The sequence below is a fragment of the Ruegeria sp. HKCCA0235A genome (genome assembly GCF_013033235.1).
GTDB lineage: Bacteria > Pseudomonadota > Alphaproteobacteria > Rhodobacterales > Rhodobacteraceae > Ruegeria.
Genome location: NZ_WQDQ01000003.1, coordinates 389,243 through 403,410 on the forward strand (window position 1 = coordinate 389,243; position 14,168 = coordinate 403,410).

Genomic DNA, 14,168 nt, shown 5'->3' on the forward strand with positions numbered 1-14,168 from the left:
TCAGACGTTGATCAGCAGATGTTCACGTTCCCACGGAGAGATGACCTGTAGGAACTCCTCGTACTCGGCCCGTTTGACGATGCCGTAAACGCGGGCGAATTCGGGGCCCAGAACTTCGTGCAGGGCAGTGGCCTCGTCGAACAGGTCCAGCGCTTCGCCCATGACCTGCGGGATATCGCCCTCGCCTTCATAAGCGTCGCCATAGAACTGACGACGTGGGCGTTCCTGCTCGACCAGGCCAAGATAGCCGCAGGCCAGCGACAGCGCGATGCCCAGATACGGGTTGCAGTCCATCCCGGCGATGCGGTTCTCGACGCGTCGCGATTCCGGGCCGGACAGGGGCACGCGAATACCGGTGGTGCGGTTGTCACGGGCCCATTCCAGGTTGATCGGTGCCGCGTGATCTTTCACATAGCGCCGGTAGGAATTCACATAGGGCGCCATGACTGCCAGACCGGCGGGCAGGTGGTTCTGCAAACCGGCGATGAAGTGATAAAACGCGTCCGTCTCACCCCCTTGAGGACCAGAGAAGATGTTCTGACCGGTTTCCATATCGATGATCGAGTGATGGATATGCATGGCCGAACCCGGCTCTTCCTCGATCGGTTTTGCCATGAAGGTGGCAAAACAATTGTGGCGCAGCGCGGCCTCGCGGATCAGGCGTTTGAAATAGAAGACTTCATCGGCGAGTTTTACCGGATTGCCATGGCGCAGGTTGATTTCCAACTGCCCGGCGCCGCCTTCCTGCGTGATGCCGTCGATCTCAAACCCCTGATGCTCGGCGAAATCATAGATGTCGTCGATCACCGGGCCAAACTCGTCCACGGCCGTCATGGAATAGGCCTGCCGCGCCGCGGCCGGGCGGCCGGAACGCCCCATCATGGGTTTGATGCCCTGCGCCGGGTCCACGTTGGGGGCAACCAGAAAGAACTCCATCTCTGGTGCAACAACCGGCTTCCATCCCTTATCATGATAAAGCTGCACAACACGCTTGAGCACGTTACGCGGGCTGTAGGGGATCGGATTGTCATCCCGGTCGTAGGCGTCGTGGATCACCTGCAATGTCCAATCCCCCGTCCACGGCGCAGCGGAAGTGGTCGAGAAATCGGGCTTCAGGATCATATCCTTTTCGATGAACCCGTCATCGCCGGCCGCTTCGCCCCAGCCCCCTGTGATGGTCTGGTAAAAGATGCTGTCGGGCAGGTGGAAATAGGATTGCTTTGCGAATTTTGATGCAGGCACCGCCTTGCCGCGCGCAATGCCCGGCAGGTCCGAAATGATGCATTCAACTTCGTCCAGTCGTTGCCCGTGGAAATATGCCTTTGCGGCTTCCGGCAGTTTATCGGTCCAATCAGCCATCAGGCTCTCTCTTTCTTTAGAAACTCGGCCATGTGGCGCGCGATTTTGGCGTTGTCGTCCGGGGCCGTCTCGCGATTTGCGGCTTCGCGCATCAGATCCTCCGGGACGACGCCCTTGCCCCGTGTCCGCATCAGGCCTGCCACGAATCCGTTGGTGAATTCCGGGTGGGCCTGAACTGTCCAGATTGTGTCCCCATAAGCCAGCATCGCGTTTTCGCAGAAGGCATTCCGGCCCAGAACCCGCGCTTCCTTCGGCAATTTGACAACTTGATCCTGATGCCAGGCATTCAGCCATAATCTGCTGCCGTCATATTCGTATTCCGTACGACCTACGGCCCATCCTTTCGAGAATTTCTCGACCTTGCCACCCAGTGCCTGAGCAATGATCTGGTGGCCAAAGCAAACGCCGATCAGGGGTTTTCCACTTTCCCGGATCTCGCGCACCAACGCTTCCAGCGGGGCGATCCAGGGAAGGTCCTCGTAAACCCCGTGGCGCGATCCGGTAATGATCCATCCATCCGCATCATCCGCACCATCGGGGAAAGTGCCGTCCACGACGGCGAAGGTCACGAACTCGAACCCGTTGTCACGCAGCAACGCGGGGAAAAGTTCGTCATAATCCCCGAATTCTTCCTGTAGCACTTCGGGGGTGTGGCCGGTTTGTAGAATACCGATTTTCATATGTCACCAAATTTGATCAAATTAACCCTAACCGAGACTGGTTGACGCGGCAAGGGGGTCAAACCGTCTCGAGATAGCACAGCCAGTGATCCTCGGGCGGGATGTTCGCAAATCGGGTGATCTCTTGTCGCTTGGTCATGGTCAGATAGCGGATCAGGTCAGCGGGGAACAGCCGGGCCACCAGGGGATCCGTGGCGAACGTGTCAATCGCGCTCGACCAATCCGGCATCAGTTGAGGCAGGTCCGCGATGTCATAGGCGTTCCCCGTGATCGGGGCAGGTGGGGTCAAGCTGTCCTCGATGCCGACAAGTGCCGCGCCCAGAACCGCGGTCAGCATCAGATACGGGTTTATGTCCCCGCCGGCGACGCGGTGTTCGATGCGCCGTGCGGCGGGCGCCCCCCCCGGGATGCGAACGGCGGCCGTTCGGTTTTCATAGGCCCAGCAGGCGCCCGTGGGCGCATGTGCACCCGGTACGAGCCGTGTGTAGGAGTTGCCGTTGGGTGCAAATATCAGCGTACTGCCCGGCATGGCCGCGACACAGCCCGCTACGGCAGACCGCAATATCTCGGTGCCTTCCGGCCCGTTGTTGTCGAACACATTGTGTCCGTTCTGGTCCAACACCGAGAAATGCACATGCATTCCGTTGCCCGCGTCATCGGCATAAGGCTTGGACATGAAGGTGGCCGCAAATCCGTGCCTGCGCGCCAATCCACGCGTCAATGCCTTGAAAAGCCACGTATCATCGGCACAGCGCATGGCGTCCTGATGGTTCAGGTTGATTTCGAACTGGCCGATGCCGCTTTCGGAAATGGCCGTCTGCGCGGGGATGCCCATTGCGGCGCAGCCATCGTACAGATCGGTAAAGAACGCCTCGAACGCGTCCATTTCGGCAACCGACAGAACGGCCTCATCCGCAAGGCGCCGCCCTGTGATCGGATTCACCGGTGGTTGCGGCTGCGCGGCAGAAGCGTCAACGAGTGTGAACTCCAACTCCGTCGCGGCAACAACGGACCAGCCGCGTTGCGCATAGCGGTCGAGTATGGCGGACAGGGCATGCCGCGGGTCGCCTGGGAAAGGTACGCCGTCATCATCATACAGACACATCGGCACCAGCGCTGTTTCCGTATCCAGCCAAGGCACGGGGACCGGGCCGCGTTCGGTCGGGCGCAGCACCCCATCTGCGTCGCCGGTTTCAAAGACCAGCGGGCTTCCTTCGATGTCAGCGCCCCACAGGTCTACGTTCAGTGCCGAAAACGGCATTCGCACGGCGCCTTTTCCCAGTTTGTCAGCATAGCCGGGGGGCACGCGTTTGCCTCGCATCTGACCGTTCAGGTCACATGCGGCAACGCGAAAATTGTGCAGGGCTCTCAGATCCATTGGGGGCTCCGTCGGTGAAACTCCCCAGTGATTTACTTCAATGGATGTGCTTTGTCACCAAATTTGATCAAATTCTGACTTAGGGCTTCATGGGACGCCCCGCGCCGGTATTGACCGGCGCGGAGAGCTGTTTTCAGGCAAAGCTTACGCCATGTTCTTCCATGGGCAATTGCGCCACATGCAAACCTGACAGGGCCTTGATCGCATTGGCCAAAGCCGGTGCCGACGGTGGCGTGCCGGGTTCTCCGACGCCGGTCGGCGCTTCGGCCGATGGCATGATGTGCACGTCGATTGCGGCAATATCCCCGATACGCAGCGGTTCGTAATCCGGGAAGTTGTATTGATCCACAGCCCCGCTTGTCAGGGTGATCTGGTCACGCATCACATGGCCAATGCCATAGCCGATGCCGCCTTCCATCTGGGCCCGCACGATATCGGGGTTCACGGCGATACCGCAATCCACGGCACAGGTGACCTTTTCAATCCTGATGCCACTTTCCGGATCGCCCGAGATTTCGACCACTTCAGCCGCGTAAGACCCAAAGGACTTGTGAACGGCAATCCCCTGCGACCGGCCTTCTGGCGCATTGCCCCAGTTTGCCTTTTCGGCCGCCAGCTTCAAAACAGCTGCCTTGCGTTGCTGGTCCGGGTTGCCGCTGTCGGACAGATGGGCCAGACGGAACTCCACCGGATCACGACCGGCGGCCTCGGCCACCAGATCCATCATGGTTTCCATCGTATAGGCGGTGTGGGTGTGCCCGACCGAGCGCCACCACAGAACCGTCGTCGCCTTTGGCGTGTCGGTCAGACCCACCGCCATGCCGGGGATGCTGTAGGGGCTGTCCGAAACGCCTTCGACCGAGCTGTGGTCGATGCCGTCATGAACCAGAACAGCCTCGAACGGGGTGCCCTTGATCACGGATTGGCCGGCAATCTGGTGCTGCCACCCGACGATGTTGCCTTCGGCGTCCAGACCCACGCGGACCTTGTGGCCAAAGGCCGGTCGGTAATATCCGCTGCGAATGTCGTCTTCGCGCGTCCAGACCAGTTTCACCGGGCGCGAGCGGTCAGTGACGACAAAGGCCAGGGCGGCCTCGACCTGATAATCCGCATCCGGGGTGGCGCGGCGCCCGAACGACCCGCCTGCTAGCATGGTTTTGATGTGGATCTTCTCGGCCGGCAGGCCAAAGATCTGCTGGTAGGCCATATGAGGACCCGTCGGCATTTGTGCCCCGTCATGCAGAACGATGTCTCCGTCTGCGGTCTGCTCGATGGTGCAGTTCAACGGTTCCATCGGGGCATGGGCCAGCAGTGGGAAGTAGAACGTTTTTTCAACGACCTTGTCCGCGCCGTCGATGGCGGCTGCCACAGCGGCAAAATCCGCCTTGTTGACGTTATACGTGGGCTCCGCCTCCAGCGCGGCCATGATCTCGGCCTTGATCTGGTCCGAGTTGCGGGTTTCCGCGCCGGACATGTCCCACTCGACCTCAAGCGCATCGCGTGCCTGAATCGCGGCCCAGGTGTTCTCGGCGTACACCGCGACGCCCGCCTGATTGGGCAGAACCGCGGCGCTGATATAGCCTTTGACCTCTTTCGATGCGCTGTCATCAAAGCCCAGCGCGATGCCGCCCTTTGCTTCGGGGCGTTTGATCATGGCGATCATCTGGTTGGGTAGGTGAACGTCCATGGCAAACATCGCCTGGCCGTTGCTTTTGATGGCCGTATCCTTGCGGCGCACCGTTTCATTTCCGATCAGACGGAATTCGGATGGGTCCTTCAGGCGTGGCTCTGCCGGAGCGTCCAGTTGCGACGCAGCGGACACGAATTCAGCGATCGGAGCCGACTTGTCGCCTGCCTTCACGATGCCGTCTTCGATGGTGATGCCGGATGCATCCACGCCCCAGCTTTGCGCGGCGGCGTTGATCAGCATTTCGCGCGCGGCAGCACCGGCCTGACGGTATTGCAGCCACGAATTCGCCATCGCGGTCGAACCGCCGGTGCCCTGGAATGGGCCGAACAGCAGGTTGTTGTAGACATTCGGATCCGAGGGGGCGAACTCGTATTCGATCTGGTCCATGGTCAGGCCGATTTCTTCGGCAATCAGCGTCGGCAGTCCGGTCGCCGGGCCCTGACCTTTCTCAAAATGTTTGACGATGGCGGTCACGGTGCCATCGGCATCGATCTTCACAAATGGATTGAACTGCGCGGTCTCGGATGAGGCCGCGGCCAGCGCACCGTCCGGACGGGTGCCGACCAGAAGGACGGCACCGGCAGCGGCGGCGTTTTTCAGAAACCCACGGCGAGAAGTGTTGATGGTCATGGATCAGGCCTCCAGAATTTCAGACGCGCGCTGGATGCCGGCGCGAATGCGTTGATAGGTGGCGCAGCGGCAGGCATTGCCGGACATGTACTCGTCAATCTCCTGGACTGACGGTTTCGGGTTCTCGGACAACAGCCCGACAGCCGACATCACCTGACCCGACTGGCAATAGCCGCACTGGACGACATCCAGTTCGACCCAGGCCTGTTGTACGGCGGCGCCGATCTTGTCGTCACCGACAGCTTCGATGGTCGTGACTTCGGCGTCTTCGACGTCTTCAATGAATGTCTGACAGGAACGGACGGGCTCACCATTCACGTGCACGGTGCAGGCCCCGCAGGATGCCACGCCGCAGCCGAATTTTGTGCCGGTCAGTTTCAGTTCGTCTCGGATCACCCAGAGAAGAGGCGTTCCGGGTTCGGCATCAACCTCGTGGGTCGTGCCGTTCAGGTTCAATTTAAGAGCCATGATGAGGGGGTCTCCTGTTGGTGCTGGTTTCCGCAATTGGTAAACTCGCGGGTTTACTCATGGCATATAATTTCGCCCTTGTAAACTCCTGCGTTTACCTAGTATTTGACCGGGGCACGTCAATAGGTCTATAGCTCTGACATGAACGAATGCAGCGCACAGAATGCGTCCAAGCGCGCACAGATCATCGAAGCTGCCGTGGCCGAGTTCCAGGAAAAGGGCTTTGCCGCGGCCAGTATGGATCGCATTTCAGCAAGGGCCGAAGTGTCCAAGCGTACGTTGTACAAGTACTTTGAAAGTAAAGAAAACCTGTTCCGCTCCATCGTGGTCGAATTGTCCGGCCGCTTTGCTGAAGTGTTGGAAATTCGGTATGAAAAAGGTCGCGATATTCGTACGCAACTGACTGAACTGGCCTGGGCCGAAGGGCGCATTCTGATGCGGCCCGATGTTATCGCAATGGCCCGGATGGTGATCAGCGAAACCTTGCGCAACCCGACGCTTGCGGCGGAAGCGCAGGGCAAGCTGGACAAGACGGCGACATTCATTGCCATGCTCAAAGATGCGGCCGAGGATGGGCAGCTTCGGATCGATGATCCGGAACGGGCCGGGCGCGAATTCATTGGCCTGATCAAGGCGCGCGCCTTCTGGCCGCTGCTGTTTACGGGTGGGGTGCTCAGCGAAGCCGAGATGACGGAAACGATCGAAAGCAGTGTCCAGATGGTGATGAGTCGATATGGCGTCTGATCGGAAGGAGCTGAATTCTGATGGTCGCAGTCGGGACGTCGTCAGAGGAATGTGTTAGGGCTTTTCGACTTGATTCGGATGGGCAAGACCACTGACAGGCCATCGGATTTCGAAGCATAGCAGGACGGAGGCGTTGCTGTGACAGGCAAGGCAACACAAGCTGCGCGTCTAAGCGTGGCACCCATGATGGATTTGTGCGACTGAGCGTAGCGTATTGTTTTATATGTGTTTATTGGGGGTGAATTTGGCGCGTAGCACATATGTAGCAATAGTCCCTACCTGATGTTGAAGCCGTGCTTCACTCGCTTGATGATGCAGCATTCTCGGTTTTTCGGCAAGCGAACGTAGAGGAGAACGCCGGGCCTCTTCTTTGGTGGGAACTCTGAGAATGAAGTACCTTGTTGAAACGCTCTGGCTGCTCAGCCGAGGGCCGGCGTCTTTCGCCTCACTGCGGGGGCGAGTGTTTCTTCGGGGTTCATGAAGAAGTCCAGGAGAAAAAACCTGATACCGCAAGTCGCGCCTGATTTTACTTCTTCAACGTTCAATCGGAATTCGAGAAGAGAACAAGGGTTTTCCAGCGTCCTCGTGACTACATCTGACTTCGGTCTCTCATGGCACGGGGATACGTCAGGGGAATTCCGGCCCAGAGCCGACATCCAACCCGCTATCTTGATCTTGATGCTGCAGTTGCACCCGCTTTGCGGACATTCAAACCGCACATGATAAACCTACCCAAAACCGCGCTTTCGCCGCATGGTTCATGGACGCGCAAGACGCGGGCAAACCCAACCTTGGGCAAATATTTGCTCTCAAATGAGTTGTTGCTTTCTTAACCTTTGCCCTGTAGGAGAAGCGCAACGCCGCGTGTGGATGACCAAATCAGCGGCAAAGTATTCTCGCCCGTGATCCCCAGATCGTTGTCTTGAATAGCTCCTTGAGAGCAACGAAACGACGGCGGCTATTTCATACGAGCTTCCCAGTAGATTAGAGAGACCAAGTGCCGATAGCGGTGAACCGCGTTTATGGCACGAGACCAAACGCTTTTGACGACATTTGACACCCTCGGCCTTGCCGAGCCCATCCTGAAGGCCATCAAGGCTCAAGGATATTCGACCCCTACGCCCATTCAGGCCAAGGTCATTCCGCTGCTGCAATCTAAGCGCGACGTGATCGGCATTGCCCAGACCGGCACAGGAAAAACCGCCTCATTTGTATTGCCCCTGTTGCATCGGATTGAATGTGAAATATCGAAACCCGCTCCAAAACACTGCAACGCATTGATCCTGACGCCCACGCGCGAGCTTGCGGCGCAGATCGTGGACAACATCCGCGCTTACAGCCAGTTCAGCCGCATTTCCACGACCTTGGTCGTCGGAGGCGTGCGTCCAGGAGGGCAGATCAAGGCCCTCAGTGCCGGCATAGACATCGTGGTGGCAACACCAGGACGCTTGCTCGACCACCTTGACACAGGCGTCATCGATCTGTCCGCGACCAAAGCCATTGTGGTGGATGAGGCTGATCAGATGCTGGATCTGGGCTTTCTGCCCAGCATTCGCAAGATCATGGCAAAACTGCCCGAGAAACGCCTGACGGCACTGCTTTCGGCAACAATGCCGGGGCAGATCAGAAAGCTTGCCGATGACTTCCTGAACGATCCGGCAGAGGTTCAGGTGGCGGCTGTTTCAACGCCGATTGAACGGATCGCGCAGAGCGTCCGGCATGTGGCCAAGCAGGACAAACGCCGTGTCCTGTCAGACATTCTGTCGGACAAGGACGTGCATCGCGCTGTTGTTTTCACGCGCACCAAACGCGGGGCTGAAAACGTCTGCAAGCACCTGATTGCTGCTGGGATCAACTCCGCTGCCATTCACGGAAACAAAAGCCAGCCTCAGCGCGAACGTGCCATGGCAGGTTTCCGGTCAGGCGCAACGACCGTCCTTGTGGCCACCGATATTGCCGCACGTGGAATAGACATCGACGATGTGTCCCATGTGGTGAATTACGAGCTTCCGAATGTGCCGGAATCCTATGTGCACCGCATTGGCCGGACGGCGCGCGCAGGCAGAACCGGCACCGCGATTTCACTGTGTGATCGCGAAGAGATGCCCCTCCTGCGGGATATCGAAAAGCTGATCGGTAACAGGCTGCCAAGCGACACAGGATCGCAAGACGAGCCTGTGAAATGCGGTCGCGATGCCAAGCCGAAAATGCCCTGTGCTGCCAAAATTGAACCGTCGCCAAAATCGCTAGCGGTTCGTCACGTAACGCGTCAGCGGAACGGGCACCAAAAACACAAGATCGACCCCACCCAAGCGCAGGACGGTCTTATGCGAATGCTCTCCAATATTGGTGAGTTCACCCAACCTGCTGCCTGAACGCAGCGCGCAGCTCAGCCAATCCCGGCGGGCACACATGTCATTGAAAGGATAATCTCATGACAACCGGAACAGTAAAATGGTTCAACGAAACTAAAGGCTACGGCTTCATCGAGCTTGATAACGGCAGCGGCGACGCGTTCGTGCACATCAGTGCCGTTCAGCGCTCCGGCCTCGACGGCCTGAAAGAAGGCGCAAAGGTCGGCTTCGATCTGAAGGAAGACCGGATGCGCGGCAAGACCTCCGCCGAAAACCTGCAATTGCAGTAGGCAATTCACAAACGATGCCAGATAGCGGTTGCTATTGCCGCTGTCTGGAAGCACAGCCAAAGACTGGTTGATCGGTTCGGATTGGGATTGAGACACAATATGTAAGCGGTCACCTATTGGTGGCGTATTAATAGCTTCGAGCTTCTGCCAGCCCTTAGCAGAGCTCGGTCCCTGTTAGTTCGTCAACGACCACGTTTCAAAGGTGATGTCACGCTGAATTTTGTCTCTCAATTATTCGCTAAGCCACCTGGTCAAACACCGGTCTCAAAAATGAGATATCTCCGTAGCACAGGCTTCGTGACGACGGTGCGGCCTTGACTCTATGCTGGCTAAGAACCACAAGAGTGTATTGGTAAAAATTACTCGATGCCGCGATGCTGCCGGCTTCGCAAATCCAATGGCCTTCAGACTAACTGTAGCATGTGCCCCAGCATAGGAACGGGTTTCGCTGGGGTCTTCGCTATGAGCTCGTTCCTCGCAAGCATTTGCAACTGTCACCTGACGTGCTCCAGTCATCGCGTGACCCATGAAAGAAGGCGCCGTATGAACAACACATGGCTCTTGAATTGCGTGCTTGATGCCCGATAGATCAGGTCTCAGGCTCAGTTTCGACCATTCATTCATCGTGTTTGCTCGCTGCATACTTTGTTTGATCTCGACACTTTTGGTGTCGCTCTCAGGAACGCAGCTTGCTGCCCAAGTCGCAGGCAATGCCAGTGCAACGGTTTGTGACGAAGGTTTCGAAAACAGAAACGGATCCTGCCAAAGTCCAGACGTACCCCAAAACGCATATTTAACGGGTAGCTCCTATGGCCGCGGGTGGGAATGCAATCACGGTTTTCAGATTGTCGGAGAACTCTGTGAGAAAATAAGAGTTCCTGAAAATGCCTACCTGGCATCAACCGGAGATCAGTGGGCGTGCAATCGGCTGTTCCAGCGTGCCGGAGAAGAGTGTGAAGAAGTGATTTCGCCCCAAAATGGGTACGTCGAAACCCGGTTTGGCGTGCAGGAAATACACTGCAACTGGGGATTTCGTAAGGAGAACCAGGATTGTGTTGCAATAGAAGTCCCAGAAAACGGTCGTCTGAGCGACAGAGGAAGCTCGGATGGTTGGGTATGCCTCAGAGGTTACAGGGCAGCGGATAGCGGCTGTGAGCCCGTGGCAGTTCCACAGCATGCATACCTTGCGCCTGAAACTTATTCCGGATGGAAATGCGAACGTGGTTTTCGCGCAAACCGAGACAGGTGCGTTGCGATCCTTGTCCCTTCAAACGCGCATTTGAATCGAAGAGGTGATGGTTGGGAATGTAATCGGCCGTTCACGAGACAGAACGACAAGTGCACCGAAAATGTGGCGCGACAATAAGTTGGTGGAAACCAAAGCCGCCTGACAAATCCGGAAGGACTACGCCGTGAACCATAACTCGATTGACGAAAACCTGGGTAAAAGTCTCAAAGCCGAAAAGGCGCGTCGCCGGTCCTATGGGATTAAGATATCTATTGCGTCAGCAGTGTGCGTTGCAGCGATAATTGTAGCGGTGTTTCTCTGATGCGTAAAAATGCCCCTCAAGTAACCCTTCCCGGTTCAAAGATGTCAGCTCATGGTTTGGAACAAAGAGCGTTTCAGGACCGCAGTGTTCGTAAGTCGCGGAACGCTGACGTATCAGGAGTGATTGAGGAAGAATTTGGAAAGTACTTGATTAAGGCTGGCGTTCTGAGCGGCAATAGTGTTGCACGGGCATTTCCCAAGCCGCCGGCTAAAACGCAGGCAATGATTGCCGATGCAGTTGGAGAAACACCAGTATTGGCCATTGAAGCCTTAAAAGAAATTCTCGAAGAACGAGACAGGAAGCGTAGCGGTCAACGCCGTTTGGAAGGAAACTCCGGCACCCTAGTTCCCAGTGAAAGAGAATATGCCGAGGCATTGCGCCAGATCAGGCTCACCCCCGCGCAGGTCACATTGCTCAAAGCACTCACAATCGCAGGCAAGGAAGGTCTGACTATTGGTCACTTGTCTCAGGCAGCTGGTTACAAATCGCGCGAGGCCTCCATCAAGGTTTTCAAGAAAATCGGACTATTGATCGCAGAATATCTGGAACTGGACCTACCCGAAGCCGGATCGGTGCAGAATGATGGCGCCGCTCAGGTCCTGGCATTTTCTCACATCGAAAGTGACGATGAGCCAGCAACTTGGATTATGCATCAGGAACTGCGCGACGCTGTTCGTTCGGTTCTATGACGTACGTTCCAGCCCCCGCTTTTGAAGCGAGCTCTGAACCGGAACAAATGCACGAAAGGTTGCTCACGTAGCTAATGTTGGAGAAAAGACCATATCCGCTCGACCTGATCTATGTTCCTGTGAAACGGGCGAAAACGCTTGATCAACAAAAAGTTCTGACGCTGGCCGAAGATATCCTGAAGAACGGCCAGAAGACCCCGATCCAGATACGCTCGGACAATAAGAGGTTCGTGCTGATTGAAGGCCTTCACCGATTAGAGGCCATTCGCGCCTTGGGCGGCGAAACGGTCGAAGCCTATCTGGTACGCGCCAGGCTACACTAGATACCTTTTGGAATTGGCGTTCGACAAAGCCTCGGAAAATGTCAGTAGACGTTGGCTTTTTTCATCCCAAAGATGCAATCGTGCACAGTGAAGGCTCTCACATAGAGTAATACGTTGGCAATTTTCCAACTCGGAATGGTCCCGCAAAACTTCGTTTAGCCGATAAAACGGTATGCGGCTGGCAAGGTGGTGAACATGGTGTACGCCGATGTTAGCAGAGAACCACCGCAGGATGCCTGGTAGGGCATAGTGAGAACTTCCATAGAATGCGGCGTTCTTAAGGTTCCACCCCTCTTCCCGTTCCCATGTCGTGTGTTCAAACTGGTGTTGAATATAGAAAAGCCAAATACCAATCGAGGCGGCGACGATCATGGTTGGCAGGAATACATAAACCAGCACATCCAGGCCTCCGGTCCAAAAAATCAGGGCCAGGACCACCGCAATCGCGGCGTTTGTTCCCATTGCGCTTGCCCAATACAGCCAGCCTGACCGCATGAAACCAAAGGGTAAGCGATTTTGCAGAAAGAACGTGTAGACAGGCACGATACAGAACAGGAAGAAGGGGTTCCGGATTAACCTGTAAGCGGCACGCCCGACCCACTTTCGCTTCAGATATTCCTCTACAGTTAACGTAGGGATATCGCCCATCCCGCGCCGATCAAGGTTGCCGGTTGAGGCGTGGTGAATCGCATGGCTTTGCCGCCAGACGTCATAAGGTGTGAGGGCGAGAACACCCAAGACCCGGCCTGTCCAATTGCAAACGGTACGGTTTTTAAAAAATGATCCGTGACCACAATCATGCATGATGATGAAGAGACGCACCAGAAATGCAGCGTTAAGGATTGCCAGTGGAATAGCGACCCAGACACCAAGGGAAAGCGCAAACCACGCTGCGCCCCATAGCGCGAAAAAAGGGATAACAGTAATTGTCAGTTCAAAAACACTACGCTTCGTATCGGGTACGCGGTATTGAACGAGCGCCCGGGTCAATTCCTGCTGTTGCAACTGACTTGTTCTCCAACGGCTCTTGGGAACCCTCTGAGCAACCGGGCACCCCAGAAGGATGCCCGTAGCAGGCTATGCGAGTGCCAGGTTGGAAGCGCTGTCGCGTCCGTCACGACCAGCTTCGACGTCAAAAGTAACCTTTTGGCCGTCTTTCAATTCGCTGATGCCGGAACGTTCAAGAGCGGATACATGCACGAACACATCGCGCTTGCCGTCTTCAGGCTCGATAAAGCCAAAACCTTTGGTCGAGTTGAACCATTTTACTGTGCCATTTGCCATGGTGGAAGTCTCCAATTGCGTGTCGCCCGCATCAATGCGGCGACCCGGCGTGGTCGGTCTAAATCGAAAGACTGAACGCCGAATTGAGGAGACAGCAGGTCGAAAAAGAAAAACGTAAGCTTTATGTATATGGACTTCGAGTACCCACAATACAAGCATTGATGCGGTGGAGGACAACAGAGAGATCCTGCCTGCCTAGCAAAACTTAGGTAAGGTGTCGCGGTTCGCTGTCTTTCGAATACGTGACTGGAGCGGGACGAAGCGCCAATACGCTGCACTTGTGCCTAAGTCCGTTTTCGAAGAATGGACGCGGCGCAAAACGGTGGTAATTGTCTGTGACAGGAAAGTATGAGTTTTGTCGTCAGGCGCCACCTGACTCTACGCAGAGGCTTGCTGCTTTATCATCTCTAAGAAAACCAAGTAGGAGTCCTTAGCCGCGTCTGGGCCAGCTTTCTGCAAGGTGTGACCCTGAGTACGCCCACCATAGTCAAAGGTGACGCCGCCGCCTTCGACGATGCGGCTCATCATGTTAAAAAGCCCGGTTACCTCAATTGCTTCGAACAGCGCTTCCTCAACCCACCCCTGTTCAAGAACGGCATCGACATCGGCCTGAACGAGTTTGTTTGGCAAGGTGTTGAGCTTCTCGACATAATGAGCCTCCCCAACTGAACGGGTCCACCGTTATGTTTAGGAAACGGAGGACTGAGAATGGCAAACAAGCGACCGAAG

At 56.3% G+C, this 14,168-nt stretch carries 13 protein-coding genes; 5 read left to right on the forward strand and 8 right to left on the reverse strand.

The annotated features are described in order from the left end of the window. The 5 genes from GOW56_RS08000 to GOW56_RS08020 form a co-directional block, all read right to left on the reverse strand. Positions 1-1,359, reverse strand: coding sequence for a glutamine synthetase family protein (locus GOW56_RS08000; RefSeq protein WP_152458471.1), 1,359 nt, complete (start codon positions 1,357-1,359; stop codon positions 1-3). Continuing rightward, complete coding sequence (locus tag GOW56_RS08005; protein ID WP_171205534.1) at positions 1,359-2,039, reverse strand: type 1 glutamine amidotransferase; 681 nt, start codon at positions 2,037-2,039, stop codon at positions 1,359-1,361. The genes GOW56_RS08000 and GOW56_RS08005 overlap by 1 nt, the downstream gene beginning before the upstream one ends. A 58-nt stretch (positions 2,040-2,097) precedes the next feature. Beyond that, a complete protein-coding gene (locus GOW56_RS08010; protein WP_171205535.1) occupies positions 2,098-3,417 on the reverse strand; it encodes a glutamine synthetase family protein in 1,320 nt (439 codons plus the stop codon). Positions 3,418-3,550: 133 nt separating this feature from the next. After that, positions 3,551-5,737, reverse strand: a complete 2,187-nt coding sequence (locus GOW56_RS08015; RefSeq protein ID WP_171205536.1) for a xanthine dehydrogenase family protein molybdopterin-binding subunit — start codon at positions 5,735-5,737, stop codon at positions 3,551-3,553. Positions 5,738-5,740: 3 nt separating this feature from the next. After that, a complete protein-coding gene (locus tag GOW56_RS08020; protein ID WP_152458467.1) occupies positions 5,741-6,205 on the reverse strand; it encodes a (2Fe-2S)-binding protein in 465 nt (154 codons plus the stop codon). Between the two features lie 141 nt (positions 6,206-6,346). Between GOW56_RS08020 and GOW56_RS08025 the strand changes: the two genes are divergently transcribed. The 5 genes from GOW56_RS08025 (at position 6,347) to GOW56_RS08045 (ending at position 12,155) form a co-directional block, all read left to right on the forward strand. Next, complete coding sequence (locus GOW56_RS08025) at positions 6,347-6,949, forward strand: TetR/AcrR family transcriptional regulator (RefSeq protein ID WP_171205537.1); 603 nt, start codon at positions 6,347-6,349, stop codon at positions 6,947-6,949. Positions 6,950-7,971: 1,022 nt separating this feature from the next. After that, positions 7,972-9,324: a DEAD/DEAH box helicase gene (locus GOW56_RS08030; protein ID WP_217358804.1), complete on the forward strand. Its 1,353-nt coding sequence runs from the start codon at positions 7,972-7,974 to the stop codon at positions 9,322-9,324. A gap of 59 nt (positions 9,325-9,383) precedes the next feature. Continuing rightward, positions 9,384-9,593 (forward strand): cold-shock protein, encoded by a 210-nt coding sequence (locus tag GOW56_RS08035; protein WP_171205538.1) that lies wholly within the window; start codon positions 9,384-9,386, stop codon positions 9,591-9,593. A 1,549-nt stretch (positions 9,594-11,142) separates the two neighbouring features. Next, positions 11,143-11,832 (forward strand): hypothetical protein, encoded by a 690-nt coding sequence (locus GOW56_RS08040; protein ID WP_171115244.1) that lies wholly within the window; start codon positions 11,143-11,145, stop codon positions 11,830-11,832. 74 nt (positions 11,833-11,906) lie between these two features. Beyond that, complete coding sequence (locus GOW56_RS08045; RefSeq protein ID WP_171167509.1) at positions 11,907-12,155, forward strand: ParB N-terminal domain-containing protein; 249 nt, start codon at positions 11,907-11,909, stop codon at positions 12,153-12,155. Here the strand turns inward: GOW56_RS08045 and GOW56_RS08050 are convergent. The 3 genes from GOW56_RS08050 to GOW56_RS21670 form a co-directional block, all read right to left on the reverse strand. Beyond that, the gene (locus tag GOW56_RS08050) at positions 12,147-13,160 is read right to left on the reverse strand and encodes a fatty acid desaturase (RefSeq protein WP_171205539.1); all 1,014 of its coding nucleotides are present in this window, start codon (positions 13,158-13,160) and stop codon (positions 12,147-12,149) included. The genes GOW56_RS08045 and GOW56_RS08050 overlap by 9 nt on opposite strands. A gap of 72 nt (positions 13,161-13,232) precedes the next feature. After that, entirely contained in the window at positions 13,233-13,439 is a 207-nt protein-coding gene (locus GOW56_RS08055) for a cold-shock protein (RefSeq protein WP_171115248.1), read from the reverse strand. A 378-nt stretch (positions 13,440-13,817) separates the two neighbouring features. After that, positions 13,818-14,069 (reverse strand): hypothetical protein, encoded by a 252-nt coding sequence (locus GOW56_RS21670; protein WP_174831751.1) that lies wholly within the window; start codon positions 14,067-14,069, stop codon positions 13,818-13,820. Positions 14,070-14,168 lie beyond the last annotated feature (99 nt).

What these genes read in the sequence shown, in the direction of transcription:
- GOW56_RS08000 (WP_152458471.1), bottom strand. Translation starts at nt 1,359, where the DNA reads ATGGCTGATTGGACCGATAAACTGCCGGAAGCCGCAAAGGCATATTTC.
- GOW56_RS08005 (WP_171205534.1), bottom strand. Translation starts at nt 2,039, where the DNA reads ATGAAAATCGGTATTCTACAAACCGGCCACACCCCCGAAGTGCTACAG.
- GOW56_RS08010 (WP_171205535.1), bottom strand. Translation starts at nt 3,417, where the DNA reads ATGGATCTGAGAGCCCTGCACAATTTTCGCGTTGCCGCATGTGACCTG.
- GOW56_RS08015 (WP_171205536.1), bottom strand. Translation starts at nt 5,737, where the DNA reads ATGACCATCAACACTTCTCGCCGTGGGTTTCTGAAAAACGCCGCCGCT.
- GOW56_RS08020 (WP_152458467.1), bottom strand. Translation starts at nt 6,205, where the DNA reads ATGGCTCTTAAATTGAACCTGAACGGCACGACCCACGAGGTTGATGCC.
- GOW56_RS08025 (WP_171205537.1), top strand. Translation starts at nt 6,347, where the DNA reads ATGAACGAATGCAGCGCACAGAATGCGTCCAAGCGCGCACAGATCATC.
- GOW56_RS08030 (WP_217358804.1), top strand. Translation starts at nt 7,972, where the DNA reads ATGGCACGAGACCAAACGCTTTTGACGACATTTGACACCCTCGGCCTT.
- GOW56_RS08035 (WP_171205538.1), top strand. Translation starts at nt 9,384, where the DNA reads ATGACAACCGGAACAGTAAAATGGTTCAACGAAACTAAAGGCTACGGC.
- GOW56_RS08040 (WP_171115244.1), top strand. Translation starts at nt 11,143, where the DNA reads ATGCGTAAAAATGCCCCTCAAGTAACCCTTCCCGGTTCAAAGATGTCA.
- GOW56_RS08045 (WP_171167509.1), top strand. Translation starts at nt 11,907, where the DNA reads ATGTTGGAGAAAAGACCATATCCGCTCGACCTGATCTATGTTCCTGTG.
- GOW56_RS08055 (WP_171115248.1), bottom strand. Translation starts at nt 13,439, where the DNA reads ATGGCAAATGGCACAGTAAAATGGTTCAACTCGACCAAAGGTTTTGGC.